At 54.5% G+C, this 17,000-nt stretch carries 10 protein-coding genes and 1 tRNA gene; 9 read left to right on the forward strand and 2 right to left on the reverse strand.

Annotation, left to right across the window (positions count from 1 at the left end):
- The first annotated feature begins 16 nt into the window (after window positions 1–16).
- From BN996_RS00960 to BN996_RS00980, 5 genes are read left to right on the forward strand one after another with little or no spacing between them, the layout of a single operon-like run.
- Window positions 17–1,753 (forward strand): DUF8186 domain-containing protein, encoded by a 1,737-nt coding sequence (locus BN996_RS00960; RefSeq protein WP_167344083.1) that lies wholly within the window; start codon window positions 17–19, stop codon window positions 1,751–1,753.
- Window positions 1,750–2,592 (forward strand): hypothetical protein, encoded by an 843-nt coding sequence (locus tag BN996_RS00965; protein WP_089776781.1) that lies wholly within the window; start codon window positions 1,750–1,752, stop codon window positions 2,590–2,592. Before BN996_RS00960 ends, BN996_RS00965 begins: the two co-directional genes overlap by 4 nt.
- Window positions 2,593–2,594: 2 nt before the next feature.
- Window positions 2,595–3,656, forward strand: a complete 1,062-nt coding sequence (locus BN996_RS00970; protein WP_089776782.1) for a TrbL/VirB6 family protein — start codon at window positions 2,595–2,597, stop codon at window positions 3,654–3,656.
- Window positions 3,657–3,662: 6 nt separating this feature from the next.
- Entirely contained in the window at window positions 3,663–4,778 is a 1,116-nt protein-coding gene (locus BN996_RS00975) for a TraC-like domain-containing protein (protein ID WP_089776783.1), read from the forward strand.
- On the forward strand, window positions 4,771–6,876 hold the full coding sequence (locus BN996_RS00980) for a VirB4 family type IV secretion system protein (RefSeq protein ID WP_089776784.1): 2,106 nt from the start codon (window positions 4,771–4,773) through the stop codon (window positions 6,874–6,876). The genes BN996_RS00975 and BN996_RS00980 overlap by 8 nt, the downstream gene beginning before the upstream one ends.
- Window positions 6,877–7,063: 187 nt before the next feature.
- Here BN996_RS00980 and BN996_RS00985 read toward each other — a convergent pair whose 3' ends face one another.
- On the reverse strand, window positions 7,064–8,248 hold the full coding sequence (locus BN996_RS00985; RefSeq protein WP_089776785.1) for a glycosyltransferase: 1,185 nt from the start codon (window positions 8,246–8,248) through the stop codon (window positions 7,064–7,066).
- Between the two features lie 604 nt (window positions 8,249–8,852).
- Between BN996_RS00985 and BN996_RS00990 the strand changes: the two genes are divergently transcribed.
- Window positions 8,853–8,927 (forward strand) — tRNA-Met (locus tag BN996_RS00990).
- A gap of 266 nt (window positions 8,928–9,193) precedes the next feature.
- Here the strand turns inward: BN996_RS00990 and BN996_RS00995 are convergent.
- The gene (locus tag BN996_RS00995) at window positions 9,194–9,916 is read right to left on the reverse strand and encodes a hypothetical protein (protein WP_089777287.1); all 723 of its coding nucleotides are present in this window, start codon (window positions 9,914–9,916) and stop codon (window positions 9,194–9,196) included.
- A 582-nt stretch (window positions 9,917–10,498) separates the two neighbouring features.
- Between BN996_RS00995 and BN996_RS01000 the strand changes: the two genes are divergently transcribed.
- From BN996_RS01000 to BN996_RS01015, 3 genes are all read left to right on the forward strand, one after another.
- The gene (locus tag BN996_RS01000; protein ID WP_089776786.1) at window positions 10,499–11,281 is read left to right on the forward strand and encodes an FkbM family methyltransferase; all 783 of its coding nucleotides are present in this window, start codon (window positions 10,499–10,501) and stop codon (window positions 11,279–11,281) included.
- Window positions 11,282–11,612: 331 nt separating this feature from the next.
- Complete coding sequence (locus BN996_RS01005) at window positions 11,613–12,482, forward strand: restriction endonuclease (protein ID WP_089776787.1); 870 nt, start codon at window positions 11,613–11,615, stop codon at window positions 12,480–12,482.
- Between the two features lie 946 nt (window positions 12,483–13,428).
- Window positions 13,429–16,959, forward strand: a complete 3,531-nt coding sequence (locus BN996_RS01015) for a type IV secretory system conjugative DNA transfer family protein (protein WP_139043101.1) — start codon at window positions 13,429–13,431, stop codon at window positions 16,957–16,959.
- Window positions 16,960–17,000 lie beyond the last annotated feature (41 nt).

A 17,000-nucleotide genomic window follows, 5' to 3' on the forward strand; every position in this document is an offset into this window, starting at 1 on the left:
CACAGTGCCGTCCCACATGCACACTCCCGCGTGGGCTGTCGTCTTCGTTTGCCTCCTTCTCACGAGCGGGCTCACCGGTCTCGTCACAGCCACGCCACCACGCCCGGGGACAGAAGACAATGGCTTGACCGAAAACGAGACGGCTACGCTGTGGTCCGGTGACTCGGACGCGTACATGAACGAGACGACGTATCGCCAGCGCTACGGCGAAAGCCGAACCCCGATCCAGCAACTCGCGAATGGGACAGATATCACGTTCACCCGTCCACCGGCGACCGCGGCAACGTGGACACGCAATGACTTCCGTGACCTGAACGCAGGCAATTCACAGACATCGCTGTATCCAGACCACGCGTCGCTCACAAGTGGACGCTTCATCGACGATGCACACGCGACGTTCTTCGCTGTCCATCCATCGACGCGAGGTCATCTCGAAGCAGGTGAGACGCCACTGTACGTCGCACCCGAGGGGAGCGTTCGTGGATTTGTCGATTACCGTGTTCGGATTCCGAATACGAGTCAGTATAGTAGTTCGTCTGTTCGGTGGTCACTCGTCAATGACGAGATCTCGGAGGTTCGACTGAAATCGGACGATGACGTTATCGTCCGTTCAGGAGGGAGTCACACACCAGTCCTCGCGTACCAACTCGACGAAACGTGGAGCACGACGCTCACCCTCGAAGCCGACATCGATGTCCGACTCAAGAAGACGACGACAACCACAATCGGGAATCGCACTCAGACGGACGTCACGTATCGGACCGAGACGATCACCGTCGCTGATTCACTCGATGTCGAGGTGTACAATCTCCACGCGTCTGCCTACGATGCGGCGTATCCCAATGGCGACACCGGGGTTGCGATTTTCCAGTCTCGGCCGTGGCAAGGCTACACGCTCACCGAAGATGGAGAGTCACGCGTTCGCGGTGTCTGGCGGTTCTACACCGCCCGTGACCCTCGCTGGGACCGGCTCACCCAAGCAACGGCGACAGCTGAGACCGAGATTCACTCCGAGGCACTCCCGGTCTATGTCCACGCATATCCATCACGCATCGGCCCGCGAGCTGAACCAATTCGTGATGGACCGATCATACTCGACTCGTGGGGGAGAAAACGTCCGAGTCCACAGACCACGATACCAGACACGGTCGCTGTCGAGGTCGTCGACCGGGTGTATACGCCTACCTACGGACTTGCAGTCCGCACAGACAACCTCGACCGTGATGCACTCCGTGTGAGCGGTATCGTCCACGGCGTCGACGCGACACCCATCACGTCAACGGTGGGCACTCCTCGTGAACTTCGCGAGAGTCAACTTACCGCCGAAGTGGTCTCGCAGACGACCGACCAGGCGACCATCCACATTGAGCTCCGCGATACCGAGACTGGCTCTCCAATCGACCTCACTGCCGATGACCGACACGGTTCGCTCAATGGTGAGTCTGGAGGCGGCTATCTCACTGTTGCCGACCAGCGTGTTCGGACGAACGAGTCTGGGGTCGCGGTCGTAACTATCGACCAACCCGGAATCTACACGGCACGCTATCATCCCGGCACGTGGTTGGTCGCAAATCCAGCCTATGTGTCCGACACGGCGACGGTGCGATGGCATCCACTCGGCACCCTCGATGGGTGGGTTGGATTGCTCATCGAGGTCGGCTGGCAGTTCATCCCTTTCATTGTCGTGTTCTATGCAGGGAGGCAGATTCTCCAATTCTTCGGGCCACGAGATGATTCTGAACGATATCCATGAACCACAAACAATCACATTTCAATCGACGAACCGTCATCCGAACCGCAGCCGGGCTCTCCGTTGGTGGTCTCGCTGGCTGTCTCAACGGCAGTGGTGAGACTCGTGATGGGACTTCCATCGCGAACGACGATGCTGACGACCAGGGTATCCTGCGTCAGGTTACTGTTGACGGAACCAAACTTGTTGTCGAGCTTGGTTCTGCGGCTGACGTAGAACAGCTCAATCTCATCCAGCCGAACGGCGAGTTATTCGGGACACGGGAGGTTGCGGCCGGCGTTCAGCAGGTCTCATTCGAGATTGGGACTGCGTACAACCCCGGAGATTATCGAATTATCGCCGTTCACGGCGAAAAGACGGTGGCCGAGACGAGTGTGGAGATTCGACCGCAACTCGAAATTGTTGCCGTCGGGCTGTTCAGAAACAACCCAGACAAGCCGTGGGATGCAGTGTATGGGGAGAGTGAGACTAACCGGATACAAAATGCCGAAGCATGTGTCTCTGTCCATAATTCTGGAACAGGACCTGATGCAGCCGTCTCACTCCAATTCTCTGGAGACATCCCAAACCCAATCGAAGACCCACGAAATAGTGGTCTCTACGACGCTGATAAGGTGACTATTCCGCCGAGTGAGACAAGAGATCTGTTCAGCAGTTCTCTACCATTTGGTGCACATGTCGGCAATGACGGCATGGGGTGTATTGTAGAGAAGAACACAGGTGAGTTCTCTGTGCTTGTTGGAAGCCGTGTTTTTGCCAAAAAGATTTCAGAGAGATTCACTGTCGAATACTCTGGTTCCGACGTCATGAGAGACTGCAGTATCACGATTAACAGGAGATAGTCATGGTTGATCTGATAGACGTCGTTTTGGAAGGTTTCAAAGACGTCATTAGCTGGGTTACCAGTTCCTTCATGAAGGGGATTCGGACAGGATATGACACACTTTCTGCTGAGTTATTCGGCACGCCAACTCCAGAAACAAGTGGTGCATTTATCTTCGGTACACCGTCTAACAGTCCTTGGATTCAGATTCGGGAGGCGCTTGTCGGTGGAGAAGTCATGCTCATCGCACTATTGCTCCTCGTGGTGAGTGTCCAAGGTAGACATGCGATCCGAATTTTCAACATAGGAAGTGCGTACGAGAACACTAAGACGAAGAGAAACGCATGGACAGGGGCCATTTTCATTATCCTCTGGTATTGGGTTGCAACTGTATCGTTATTCCTCGTAGACGGATTCACAATCGCTCTTGTTCCCTCACTCGAACGCCTAACTGATGTTTTAGTCAACTTCCTGGGAGTGACCATCACAAACCCAATTCTCGGTCTCCTCCTCGCAGCACTCGGCGGGATCTCAATGTGGGCAATTCAAGCCCTCTTTTTCATCCGCGAAATCTTGCTGTACGTCTACGTCTATGGGATGCCGATTGCCATCGCACTCGGCTATGGAAACATCCCCGTCCTCTCAGACATCGCAACCGGATTCGCAAAGCGATTCGTCCCATTAGTCGTCCTCCCACTCCCCGCAGCAGTCGTGTTCAAAGGCTACGACCTGCTATTCGCCAGTGGGACGTTCTCGCCGGAAACTGCCTTCCTGCAGTATCTCGTCGCCGTCTCACTCCCTGTCATCGCACTCTATCTGACGTGGAAGACGTTCGCCTACGCAACCCCGCTTACTGCGAAAGCCATTGGAACCGCAAGCAGAGGCGCAGTCATCGTCGGAAGTGTCGCCGCAGGCGCGTCCATCGGTGGTGCAGGCGTTGCTACGACCGCCGCCCGCTGGGGCCCAAAAGCCGCTGCTGGCCAAGTAATCGCACAGAAAGCCGCCGCCCGAGCTGAAACCACCACACGCGACACTGCCTCGTACCGCCGTACCGAGAACGACCCACACAACGCCAATCGCTAATTCATCATGTCGACTGATTCAGACGCTGCAGAACGCCGTATCATGGACGAATTCGGAGAAGAAAGCCGTATTCCAGGGCTCAATATCGAAGAAGGGGACGTTGGGGTCCTGATTGCGTTCCCACTTCTCGGATTGTTCATCGCCGGGCTCACTGGACTCGACTCACTCGCAGTCCCACTCATCACAGGTGGTGTTGGACTGGGTGTCGCCGTGATCTATGTCGCACCGGACCACCTCACTGCGTGGGCATGGGCCAAAGACGTGTCTCGATTCGCAACGCGACCGCGTCGAACATTCAGTGCTGGTCCCTCGACAGACACCCAAGAAGCCGTCCGAAACGAGGGTGGCCTCGCGAACTATACACCGTTCAAACCAGATGAACGAACACAGGACCTCACCAACATCGAGCGTGCCTGGCCCGGTGTGGGTGCGATCCAGCGGTCGGATGGCGTGATGGAGGCGTTCATCGAAGTCAATCCCGGGAATATGGACTTCGCCATGTCAGATGACTGGGCGAGCCTCCACGCAGCCGGCGCTGAGTTCGCGAACAAGGAACTCGATTCAAAGCTGAAGTTTCACGCGACGACACGGTCGTTTCCGGTCGAACAGCTCACAGCAAATATCGAACAGCGACTGTCGGATGACGACGTCACCCAAAACCCGGTCTTCCGTGAACTCCTCGAAGAGTACCGCGAGACGCGCCCACAAGCGATGCGAAACCGTGGAACCCAACAGATTCGGTTCTTCATTGGCGTCGAAGTCTCGCCACTCGAAGTCTATGACCGCTTCCGTGACGAACGAACACCCGCAGAAAAACTGACTGGACTCCCCGGAATTGGCTTCCTGTTCAACCCATTCGTCACCCGACGTGAAGACCTCTCAGCGGCCGAAGAGCGTGCGCGAATGCTCGACCGATTAGAGACCCGAATCACGAACATCGAGTCTGGATTCATCCAACAGGCGTCAGGGTGGTCTGCTCGTCGATTGAGCACGGTCGAACTATTCGTGTTGGCGATGGATTTCTGGAACGGCCACGAACACGACTACGACGATCCACGACAGGTCATTCGTGACCAACCGATTATCGGGCGTTCGCGCCGAGAGGATGAGCTCAATGGGTAAGCTCACGCTTCAAATCGAGCGCGAACTCACTCGCCAACTCGTCGAGTGGCTCCACCAGCCAACGTCACCCGAAGGGGCGGCGGTGTACGCTGCGGGCGTACTCCTGTCCATCGTCATTGTCATCGGTGTGCAGAAGCATCGCACTGGTGATGAACCACAAGACCAAGAAGTCGACTTCGCAGATGTCCTCGACGAAGAGACAATCCAAACAGGACACACTGAGGGACAACTCCTCGATGACGTCGCAGAGTCACACAAGACGACGATTGCACCCGCAGCCATTGAATGGGAGACGCGCGCAGCCCGTGTGGGCGAGCAGTGGACTTCCACACTCACGATCACCGACTACCCAGATTACCCGAGCGATGGCTACCTTAGTGATCTGTTCCAGCTAACAGACATCGAGTTCGACCTCACAGCCCACATTCGACCAAAGAACCAGCTACGTGCTCGAAGCGAACTCCAAGAGATCGCTGATGACCTCCAGGTCGATGCCGACCTCGATAAGAGCGTTCGAAGTGGGTATCTCCAACAGCGGGCACACCAGGCTGCGGCGACGTACAATGCTGTCGAGAGTGGGACTCGTGTCTTCGACCAAGCACTGTTCGTCACTGTCCGGGCTGACACACGTGATGAGCTTCACGATGCCGTCCAAAGCGTCAAAAGCACGCTTCGCGATGAGCCGGCGAGTCTCACACCGAAGACTGCGATTTGCAACCAAGACCTCGCACTCCAATCTGCAGCACCGATTGGAGAGAACGTCATTGGTCGCAGCGCAATCGCACTTGGTGGGGCCGTTGGTGCACTCCTCGCCTCACCACACAACGCGACAATTCTCGAAGAAGGGGGCGTCGAATTCGGCATCCACAAAGACACTCACAGCCCGGTCGTTATCGACCCGTTTGCTCGCGAGAACGGCTATGCGATGTTTACTGTGGGCGATACCGGCTCTGGGAAGTCATTTGGCTCAAAACAGAATTTCATCCGGTCAATCGAACAAAGCACAGACCGGATCGGCATCATTCTCGAACCCCTCAACAATTGGGCTGGCGTCGCCGAAGCCTTGGACGCCAAACGGATCACCGTTGGTGGGACACTCGGGTTGAACCCCTTAGAGATCCGCCAGACGCCCGAACACGTCCAGCGAGCACTGGGTGAGGATGCAAGCCCCTTTAACGAGAAACTCGACGACGCAATGAGCTTCCTGACGAACTACTTCGCGCTCCGTGGCATCTCACTTGGTGACCGCCGGACCACCCTCGAACTTGGACTCCAACAGGCCTACGAACGCCGAGGAATCACTGACGAGATCGATACGCATGGAAATCCGAGTCCGACCATTCGAGAGATGATGGACGTCTTCGAAGACATGGTTGCGTCGCCAAGCGAGTTTGTCGTTCGGACGAACGCCGAGGCGAACAAACTACGAGAAGATGCAACGTGGCTCCTTGGACAACTTCGGTTGTTCGAGGAGGGTGGGCGGTACGCAAATCTCGGCCGGCCATCCGAATTCAACATCCGCGACGAGAAGGTCATCTATCTTGACCTGGCTCAACAAGAAGGCAGCGTCAGCAGTAGTACCGCGCTGACGATGCAACTGCTCATTTCCTTGGTGTACGAGCGTGCCAAGGAAACGGACAAAGAAGTCGTGTTCGTCATTGACGAAGCACGGTATATTATGCAGGACGCCGCGAGTCTGGCGTTCTTGGAGACGGTATTCCGTCATCACCGCCATCACGACCTCTCGATTCGACTCGTCACACAGACCGTCGACGAGTTCTTCGAACACACAGAGTCCGAAGCAATTCTCGACCAGTGTGCAGTCAAGCAGTTCCACCACCTTGACGGAATGGACGAAACGTGGGCGACAGAGTTCGGGCTGAACTACGCCCAGATGCGATTCGTCCAAGATGCGATTCCAGGCAATGAGGATGCGGGGTACTCCGAAGCGCTCGTTGGCGTCGACGGTGAGTGGCGTGGGATTCGCGTTGAGGCGATGCCCAAAGAAAAGCGGGTCATTGACTTCGATCCAACGGAGTCGGCTACTGGTTCGCTACCCGGTGGTGAGCGCACTCGTCGAGCGCACAGACGTTCATAGTTGGCACGGACGGCATGATACCCCACCGAGAGGAAAACATCGTCTCCGCCGAGCCGACCGCGAGACGTCGGACCAGTCAACTTCTGAACCAGATTTGTTCAAATTGAAAGGGAACGGGTGGTGCTATCTGGGGACTGCCGGGATATCAGTAATCTCCGATAGCCGGTCGCCGTAGATACAACGTCTCTTATCGGGATTTGTCCACCACAAGCCTGTTAATTATCTTGTGTAGCTCTAATCCATACTGCTCCCATGTCGGCACAATAGATGGGTCAATTGAAGTTGGATCTACTTTCAATAATTTGGGTATCATTTCCACCCATTCATCTATATTTGGTTGGACAACCTCTACGCCTGGTTTCCCTGTTAAAACCTCGTTAACGAATGCGTCAGATGAAACTCCAACCGGGGTACGCATTGCATACGCTTCCAACGGCGTGATGCCATAAGACATCCAGCCCGGACAAGCAAAAACATCCGCAGATTTATAATATGACGGTAGTTTATTCTCTGGGACAAACCCTGCGAATATAACCGAGTCCCGAATTCCCAATTTTTCAGAGAGATTCTCAAGATGTTCACGACGTTCGCCAGTCCCCGCAACAACTAATCCCACGTCATATCCGTCCTGTCGAAGAGAGCCAACAGCCTTGATTAATAAAGAAACTCTTTTGCGTTTATCAAGTCGGCTAACACTTAGTATTGTATAGTCATGATTCGTGAGACTAAGATGTTCAGTCTCCTCGTATTGTGAAATCCATGCCTTGGATACACCAGGGCGCGCGATCAATGAATTAACTGAGTAAAGGTTTTCTAACTCTCTTTGAACTTGATGGGAGCCAGTGATAACTGTCGAACTGGACTGAAGTGCGCGCTTTTCCAGCCATTCATTTACGTATGAATGTAATGTATCCTGAGATGAGGGAGAGAGTTCATCATAGAATTCCCCATGACCTGGCACGGAAGAGATTAGTTCTTGATAGCTCCGAGAATTTGCATGGGGAAGACGATTCGGTTCATCAACAAACCATAGAACTGTACCGTGAACGTGGGGGATATAGGGAGTGTCATCGCCAAAAGGCCTTGTCGCTAAGTAAACTCGTTTGGTAAATGTATGTGTGAGAAAGAGGTCAATATCTTCTTCACTGAGGATTTTTCTAACTGTGAGTATATCGTCTATCAACCCCCCGCTTGTGACAACTATATTAACGCTATGAGGCACGCCATAATCGTCTAAAATTGCTTGGTCATAATCGGCGACAAGGAGAGTAACTCCCCAACCTTCAGAAGATAGATACTGAATTTGTTCACAGACTACTCGTTCAGCACCACCGTGTGTCGAGAGGGAAGGAATAGCGATACACGCTCTCATATACTTAAAGAGATGGTAGTTCGTTAGATAACTTTGGATGTCCTGTGTTCAAACATCACCGAGTACGTGGGGCGATATTGACGACGGACACTTACTCGCACCCCAACGAACGGAGAGCGCTTCGCAGTGCTTGTTCTTGAGTGTCGTGTCGGTGGATCGACATCCGAACAGTCACAACGACGGCGAGCATTTCAATCCGTCGCCAGATGTTGCGACACTTGGAGAGAATATGCGTTTGGAAGTGATTTGAGTACGGCAGCCGACGCGATGTCAGAAGAGCTTACAACTCGATCGAGAATCGACTTCCCCGAGATGCCGACGCTCTCCGACTGATTCAAACAAGAGGCTGAGGAGATGTCATCCGTCTCCTGGGACTGGGAAACGTGAGAAATCAGGCTCTGTTGAAATCCTTCAGCGTTGATATTGGAGAGAGCGCTCTTTCTGGCTAGTTTCCGTGGGTCACAGTGAAAACTAGTCTCTCAACAAATCGCAAGACTGAAACAGGGTTTCAACAGAGCCGTGTGTTTCCAACACGTCCGTCAACGCCCAGACAGACACTGATCCAAACACAAGTCTTACCTCTAGCAATCGGGTATGATGTCGCAGCGGGATGGGATAGCCGGGAGATTCCGCCGGGCTCATAACCCGGAGATCGGTAGTTCAAATCTACCTCCCGCTATGGTTTTGCCGACCGCAACTCCTGAATGGCGAGTCTCTGCTCGGCTTGGTGCGACCCACGAGGTCGGCCACAGAGTACAGTAGAGTTGAACCGGGGAACGTCAGCGACCGGGGTTCAAATCCACCTCACCTCACCTCACCTCACCTCCCCTTCCCTCCCGCTATTGCTCTTGAAATCCCCGCTCCGAAATTGTGGAGTACGTCTCCCGAATGGAATGCTGAAAAGGCGAACTCCAGTTTCGGCGTCGGAAGGTGGTGACTGGCGGTTCAATTATCGGCCAACTCATCGAATCTCTCGGCGACAACCGACCCGACTGCAGACCGCAACGTCGTCCAATCGATGTTGCCGTGGTCAAGTCGGGTGTACTCCTCTCGAACAATCATCTCGAATACACGTGCATGAATTTCGGCAGTCGTGGCTGTCTTTCCGTGCGTTTCGATGGCTTTAATGGCTCGGTTGACTCGTGGCTTGGTTACAAGGCTGTGAGAGACTCCTGTTGGCTCACCGTTGAGTGGCTCGTGGTCAACCTGCTCTTCGACTCGGGTTTCTTCGATGAGTGCGCGTCCACCACCTCGGTTCTCGATTACGATACCTGCGGCGGGTCCATCGTACCATGCAGATTTGGGAATCTCGAAGCGCTCGGGATGGAAGTCCCGGACGTTCACCTCCTTCTGGAAGACGTTCGCTGGCGCGAGGCCCAGACGCTCGAACACCCGTTCGGCTTTGTCGATGGGGAGGAGTCGTTCGTTGGCTTCGTTCCAGACAGCACAGCCAAGAAACGGTGGAATTCGGTCCCAGTCATAGTCGATACCGACGTTGCACGGAGCCACACCAAAGAAGACGTACGCTGACGGGTCGTCGACAGCGTCGTGGAACGCGTCACGGTCGAACTGCTCTCGGACGTGCCGAACAGCGTGTTCGTACGGCGGTGGCACGTCGTCGAAGACTCGGTCTCGGTCTCCGAAGACCAGAAGCCCCGATGGTTTCATCTGAAACCGCAACCGAAGTCCAGCGACGTACTCACGGAGCCACAGGTGCCCGCTCGACAGCAACCCTTCGGGGGCGTCTGCGAGTTGAGGCGTCGATGGATACGGTTTCATGAATAGATACGGCCACCTTCCACCGCGAGACAGATAGTCTTGGTCGTGCCCTGATTCATCTCGTCGATATTCTGAACACGTGGCTGAGTGGTATCTATAGTAAAATTGGAGGCGCTGAAGGGAGTCTAAAGGGGATGTTCTACGACGAATCAGTAAACAACGGGTCACACGTCATCTACGCTGGCACCGCGGAGCGTCCCATCTACTTCGACGAAGGGAACAATCTTGCCCGTGTTGACGGGGGCGAGACTCGCAGCTCGACGGTGGGGATCTGGATTTACTCGACATTGGTGTGATAAAGGACAATTCAACGACAGCCGATAGTATGACTGCGGACCCCTGAAATCGGATCAGAGTACAGACATATTGAAACCGAGGTTAGTGGGTCAACGAGGCAAATCCTGTTCTACAACCCGTAATCAGAAATGATAAAGTGGGGATTTATGTTAATTGCAGGCCCAGTTCGTTTCAATGCAACGGATTATGGACCCTCTCGTGTCCTTGGCTCTATCGCTTAACTATCGGCGTAAACAGGGCAACGAGCTCCCGTTCGATTTTCTCGTGCTCAGACTGCTCTATCGCCTCATCGCGTGTTTCCCTGCTCCGGTACGCATATCAATAGGTGAGCAATCAGTCTCGTATCGCTTCCCAACCATATCCGCTGCTGGGGCAGGACTGCACATCCTTGCGACCGAAAAGCCACTGATTAGGGACGTGGTTCAGTTCATCGAAGAGGATGATGTGTTTTACGACATCGGAGCAAACGTCGGCGTCTTCGCGGCGGCAGTACAGGGGAAGACATACGCCTTCGAGCCTGTTCCCGCCAATATTATGGCGTTGACTCAGAACCTCCAATCGGGACATGGGCAGCTTATCGGCACTGCCCTTTCCGATACGACCAATCTATTGTGGATGAATATGGCGGATATTCGAAACGGTTCACCGACGGCATCCCCTGGCGAAGTCAACGAAGGAGTCGCGCTTGCAGGGATGGCACTAGACGATTTGGATCTTCCTGCGCCGTCAGTGGCGAAGATCGATGTTGAAGGGGCGGAATTGTCCGTCCTTCAAGGCGGTAAGGAGACATTTTCCGGCGATGCCTGCCAGCGGCTCTATATCGAGGTTCACGAAGGTGAGGGGATAAAATATGACGATATCAAAGCTCTCCTCACCGATTATGGCTTTACGGCCTTTGAGATACTGGACGAACGCGGCGAGGAGCTGTTTGTCCGGGCCGAAAAACAATCCCAATGATGGCGTCATATCGTAGGTGATAGTGGGATATACAATCGCGTACCATTCGCAGACACACCATCGACGACTGCCCAACGAACACAGGGTGGGAGTGAAGGGGGCCGCAGCGTCGCGAGCCGAGCCGACGCAAGCACCTCCGGCGCGCAGCGAGGCACAGGCCGCGAGGCTGCGGGGGGCCTTCTATGGAAACAATTCCCTTCGCTTGCTAAATCATATACAGAATGGTATGCGTACGAATGAGTCTTGACCAACCTTTGCGCTCCGACTACTTCTCACTGGGGAGTGGGTGCCCGAGAGAAGGTATTTGAATATTGTTAACGTATGGACAGTTATGGGTGGGGCAATTCACGATATTCGCTCGAAGCTCTACGAATTGGAGTGGCAAGAATTTGAGAGATTCGTCGCTGATCTTTGGACGATAGATGGATGGACAACAGAGGTTACTGGTGGGAATGACGAGGAGGGAGAAGATATCAGGGCGACGAAATCAATCCCATTCGAGATGGAAGTACTAATTCAAACGAAGGCATATAGGGAGGGAAATAAAGTACAGAAGAATCAGGTTGAACAATATGCCCCGTACAGGGGTGCCGAATTCGATCATATGGTGGTCGTGACAAGTAGCTCATTCACCAAGCCAGCAATCAAAAGGTCTCAAGATAACCGCACAAAAATAGTGGACGGAGAATCATTAGCCGAGTATATTCAGTACCTCGATGCGGAAGAACTTCTCGACGACTATCTAAAAGCCGATGATGCGTCACAGCTGAATGTGTCAAAATACATCGTATATGATGAGCACGTCAGGCCATTAAAAGATATCAGGGGAATTGGTCAGAAAAAACAGACTCAATTAAACGATGCTGGCATATACACGGTGACTGAACTCGCCAATCGTGATCCTGCTCAGGTGGCGAGTGAGACACAACTTACAGAAAATAGTTTGAAGAAGTGGGTTAGAGAGGCTGCATTTCAGGACGGGAAGTACGATATCGTTAAAGCCCACTCTCCTCAGGAGGACATACCTGTCGAGGTTATCGATGGTATCGGTGAGAGATATGCGGAGAGATTGGTTGATGCTGGCATTCACACCGTAGCTGACCTTTCAATCGCTAAGCCCGAAGAAGTAGCTGAACGGAGTGACATCTCGGAGAACCATCTCGAAACATGGGGGAAGCTAGCACGGTATCACGAAAGCTGAAACTGTGAGGATTTACACTCCTATGAGATTATATCCTATCCTACCACCGCGGTCCTGTTATCACATCCACACGTAGAGAGAAATTATGTTTAGCGACCGTGATTTTTGCCATTATTCAGCGCACGTCACCGCGAATCTTTATTCATATCTCTCCGATAGTCGATGTGTTCTACTCGGCAACCGTCACCGCACGGTTCACCCGCCTGTTCGAACTCCTTAACACGACCGAGCCTGCGAGGGCGTCGTAACCGACAGCGCGCTTGGTGCTGGCACACCGGAAAGATGCGAGCGATGCGAGCGCGACTGCAAGGAGCAACTCGTCACAACGACGAACGAAGTGAGTCGTGAGTACAGCGGGCACAGGGCGGCGAGCGGAGCGTGCCGTTCGTACTATACCGGGCTACCGACAGCCATCGTCAACCCCACTACAGCCTAAGGGTGGGATTGAAAGGGGCCGGACGCTCGGCGTGCCCCGACAACGCAAGTACCGCAGGAACGAGTCGCGACTGTCGAGCGTCCGGCCCCTTTCAGAGTAACCGCAACTAGACCGTGTCACCGATATCCTGGGTCCAGAGATACACTCACAATGTGGCACGACACACATTCCGATCGAAAAACAACGAAAGCTAACAACGACGTGTTACTACGTTGGGTACCTCGCCAAGCCGCCAGTGTCGGGGGAAGAAACTATCAAGCGTCAAAAAGACGCCAGTCGAGTCACAAACCCAGCAACCGTGTCAGTTAGAAATCGATTGAGAATACAATTATCAAACAAAGATGCAATTCTATCTAGTTTTGTTTCTGAAATCACAGATATAGGAGGAATTATGTCCACTGAGCGAGAGTGAAATTCATTATTTCGTCCACCACCGACCGAACCTTCATCCATCTCTCGCCAACTGCGGATACGTTCGCTTCTTCGACTGTCACTGCACAGTTCACTCGATTGTACTACCTCTTAGCGTCGACACAAACTTCGTCCCCCCTCGAATGGGTACTCGTCACTGACGGAGCAGACACAGGATCCATCGAGTACGTCCTGAGCGTCGACACTGACCTCGCATCGACGATTGAGACGTGGTGTCGAGAACTCGTCCCAAATTCGTTCGACATTTCGACCACAACGACAGACCCACTGTGTTGTCTCTCACCGACTGAGTCTGACGCCACCACCAACCCAGACGATGGGGCCCTCGAATCGTATTCACCACCACGATACCGAGCAGTCGAGTTCGTGGGCGTCACAGACCGACGCGAAGACTGGCAAACCACGCTCACTCGATACGACGAGTTCACCGACAAACACAGCCGTCTTCCACTCGCAACGGTGGTGAGTACGCTTGCGGACGCGTCCGTGCCGATGGCAGTCCAGATACTCGTGAGCCCGTATCCAGACTGGCGACACCACGCCATTGACAGAACACAACGGCTCAAGCAGGGTCGAGATACAGCTGTCCAGCGGTTCTTCGAAGACTGGATTACGACGACTGCCCCCGAGACCAACGTCTCTGACCCAGGGGTTCGCTCGCGCGTGGATGCACTCGACGAAAAAGACGCACAGCACAGTTATGTGGTCACCGCCAGGGCAGTTGCGACAACGACTGATCAGCATGCACAACTTCCCGTCTTCACTCCAATCGCGACTGCGTTTTCACATCTCAATGGCGACCACTACCGAATCGAAGGTCGTACACACCACGGCGACCGCGCAAAATCAATCTGCGAATCACTACGCAATCGGGTCGTGAGTGAGCCAGAACACTCGAAGTTCACTGCCAGACTGCCGTGGACGGAGAATGCCAGTCGTGGACTCGTCATGGATAGCCATGAACTCCCGTTGCTATGTCTAGTAGATGCAGCTACTCTCCCGACAAAAGCCCACCGTGGGCTCGCACCCACACCGACAGACGAACACGGTCTCCCACGCCCACCACGTGACCGGATCGAGCGGTATCGAACAGCGGGGTTCACGCTCGGACATGCACAGACGGCCGACGGCGATGCCGAAGCCGTCCCTATCTCACTGCCGCCAGCACTCCAACCACTCCATCTCGGTCTGTTTGGCCGGACCGGCTCTGGCAAATCATCGAGTCTCGTCGCAGCACTCCTCGCGAATCACGCAGCGACCGATGGCGCAGATATCTTCATCGACCCGAAAGGCGACGGAATGGCCGACGACTATCTCCGAGCACATTATGCGAAATACGGCTCTCTTGACGATGTCTATTATTTCGATTGCACAGAAACACTCCCCGCACTGTCGTTTTTCGATATTCGCGACCAACTCGATGCAGGCGTCGACCGCACGACTGCTGTCGAAGACGTCGTCGACCACTACATCGATATCCTGATCGGCATCATGGGCCGGGAGCGATTCGAACAGGCCGTCCGCTCACCCGACATCATTCGCTACGTTCTCAAAGCGATGTTCGACCCGATTCATGGGTCGAACGCCTTTAGCCATCGTGAGTTCCAAACGGCGGTCGCCAGATTACACGAAACACGCGACCCGCCTCCGGTCGTTGATGAAGACCTCCAAGCGATGCTCGCAGGTGTCGCCGCCAACTCGAAGCGCTCGTTCGACGAGCTGATGCAAGGGGTTGCAAACCGCATCGAGAAGATCCCTATCGATGCACGACTTGCACAGGTATTCAATCACACTCCAGATGACGACAGCGACGATCCGGAATTCGACCTTCCGAGACTCATCGACGAAGACGCAGTCATTATTATCGAGACGGGGGGTCTCAGGCCGGCTTCACAACGCGTCATCACGCTCGTGATTCTGTCGGCGTTGTGGACTGCCCTTCGACGTCGGACCCAGCAGGGTGCCGATGAGACAGCCCACCCACTTGTGAATCTGTATCTCGAAGAAGCCGCGCAGTTATCGACGTCATCGCTCTTGTCAGATCTCCTTGCCCAGTCTCGTTCGTTCAGCCTCTCGATTACCCTGGCGATGCAGTTTCCTGCACAACTCAAAGAGGCCAATCCAGAGGCCTATCGTGAAGTCCTCAATAACGTCTCGACGATTGTCACAGGGAACGTCGCAGTCGACTCGCAGTTCAGTCGGCGATTTGCAACAGCCGACTGTCCCGCAACGGAGGTGCAAACCCGACTGCGCGCGCTTCGTCGTGGCCAGTGGCTCGCGACGCTCCCTGCGGAATTCGGACAGCCAGAGCCACAACCGTTCGTCCTCCAGAGCCCACCACTCCCAGCTGGCCACCCAGAAAGTACTGACCCGTTTTCGCCCGCTCGTGAGACAGCATACGCGGCTGCACTTGAGTTGCGTACGACGCAGACTTCCCACGCGTATGGGCTCGATGTCTCGGGGATTGGCAGTCGGACCACCACAGAAGAGACACAGACGCCACTGGGCCACCGCGAATCAGCACCGCTCGATGAGTCCGCAACGTCGACACACCACGCAACTCCCACGTCCGCACACACACCATCCGAAGACGCACCAACAGAAGCCTATCCACCGCGGAATGCGCCGACACCCGATGCGCGTATCAACTCTGCGCTGCCCTACACGTCGCGTCTTCCCCCAATGGTGGGGTATGACCCCGAAGTTCACGTCGTCGTCTGTGAGGAGTGTTCGACTCGATACGACCCAACACTCACGGGCATCAAAAACGCCGTCCAATGCTGTCACAGCCTCGACGCTGTCGACCGCGATGAAATCCCGATCTCACAACTCCCACTCAAACTCTCGGCAGTCGAACGCGGCAGTAGCGCGTTTACCGACGCCCAACTGCGCTTTCTCCAAGCGGTCTACTCGGCACATCAGCGTCGATTCGACCCGGAATTCGAGTACGATCTCTTGTATGATAGCATGGTTCGCCTCCAAGAATACACCGGCATCAGATATCAGGAAGTCCAAGAACTCATCGATGGTGGGTCGCTCTCGGTCGATTGTACGTATCCACACAAACTCTACACTGTCACGCCCAAGGGCCGTCGTGCGATTGCAGTTCGCCACCGCGAAGGCGTCGCCCACGGTCACGGCCGCGGCGATCTCAGTGAGTCGAGTCTCCACGTCGTCATGGTGGAACTTGGCAGACGATATCTCGAAGCAGAGTTCGTCGAAGACGATGACTCAGCGGCTGTTGAGGCTGTCGCGTACCACGAACATGAAGGCTCGCGTTCGCGTCTCGATGCAGTCTGTCTCGATGAAAATGGTGACATCGCTGTCACACTCGAAGCCGAGCGAGCGAATCACGATATTTTGACTGCGGTCCCCGATGACTATGACAAGATGGCAGCGTGCGATCCCGAAGCAGCGGTGTGGGTCGTGAAGAATCGAAGCGATGCACATGAGGTACTTCGTGCCCTCAACGAGCCAAACGAGGGCTACCCACGCGTCGAAAAGACCTACAGTTCGAATTCGCCGCCATCGTCGTTCCAGATTCACCAACCCGGGTTCACCGAGATGCGTACCTTACAGGAGTTGCAGTCATTACTATCCCAGAATTGAGATAGATCATCACCTGTCTCACAAACGAGAGAACGACTGCG

Source organism: Haloferax massiliensis (genome assembly GCF_001368915.1).
Lineage (GTDB): Archaea > Halobacteriota > Halobacteria > Halobacteriales > Haloferacaceae > Haloferax > Haloferax massiliensis.

What these genes read in the sequence shown, in the direction of transcription:
- BN996_RS00960 (WP_167344083.1), top strand. Translation starts at nt 17, where the DNA reads ATGCACACTCCCGCGTGGGCTGTCGTCTTCGTTTGCCTCCTTCTCACG.
- BN996_RS00965 (WP_089776781.1), top strand. Translation starts at nt 1,750, where the DNA reads ATGAACCACAAACAATCACATTTCAATCGACGAACCGTCATCCGAACC.
- BN996_RS00970 (WP_089776782.1), top strand. Translation starts at nt 2,595, where the DNA reads ATGGTTGATCTGATAGACGTCGTTTTGGAAGGTTTCAAAGACGTCATT.
- BN996_RS00975 (WP_089776783.1), top strand. Translation starts at nt 3,663, where the DNA reads ATGTCGACTGATTCAGACGCTGCAGAACGCCGTATCATGGACGAATTC.
- BN996_RS00980 (WP_089776784.1), top strand. Translation starts at nt 4,771, where the DNA reads ATGGGTAAGCTCACGCTTCAAATCGAGCGCGAACTCACTCGCCAACTC.
- BN996_RS00985 (WP_089776785.1), bottom strand. Translation starts at nt 8,248, where the DNA reads ATGAGAGCGTGTATCGCTATTCCTTCCCTCTCGACACACGGTGGTGCT.
- BN996_RS00995 (WP_089777287.1), bottom strand. Translation starts at nt 9,916, where the DNA reads ATGAAACCATCGGGGCTTCTGGTCTTCGGAGACCGAGACCGAGTCTTC.
- BN996_RS01000 (WP_089776786.1), top strand. Translation starts at nt 10,499, where the DNA reads ATGCAACGGATTATGGACCCTCTCGTGTCCTTGGCTCTATCGCTTAAC.
- BN996_RS01005 (WP_089776787.1), top strand. Translation starts at nt 11,613, where the DNA reads ATGGGTGGGGCAATTCACGATATTCGCTCGAAGCTCTACGAATTGGAG.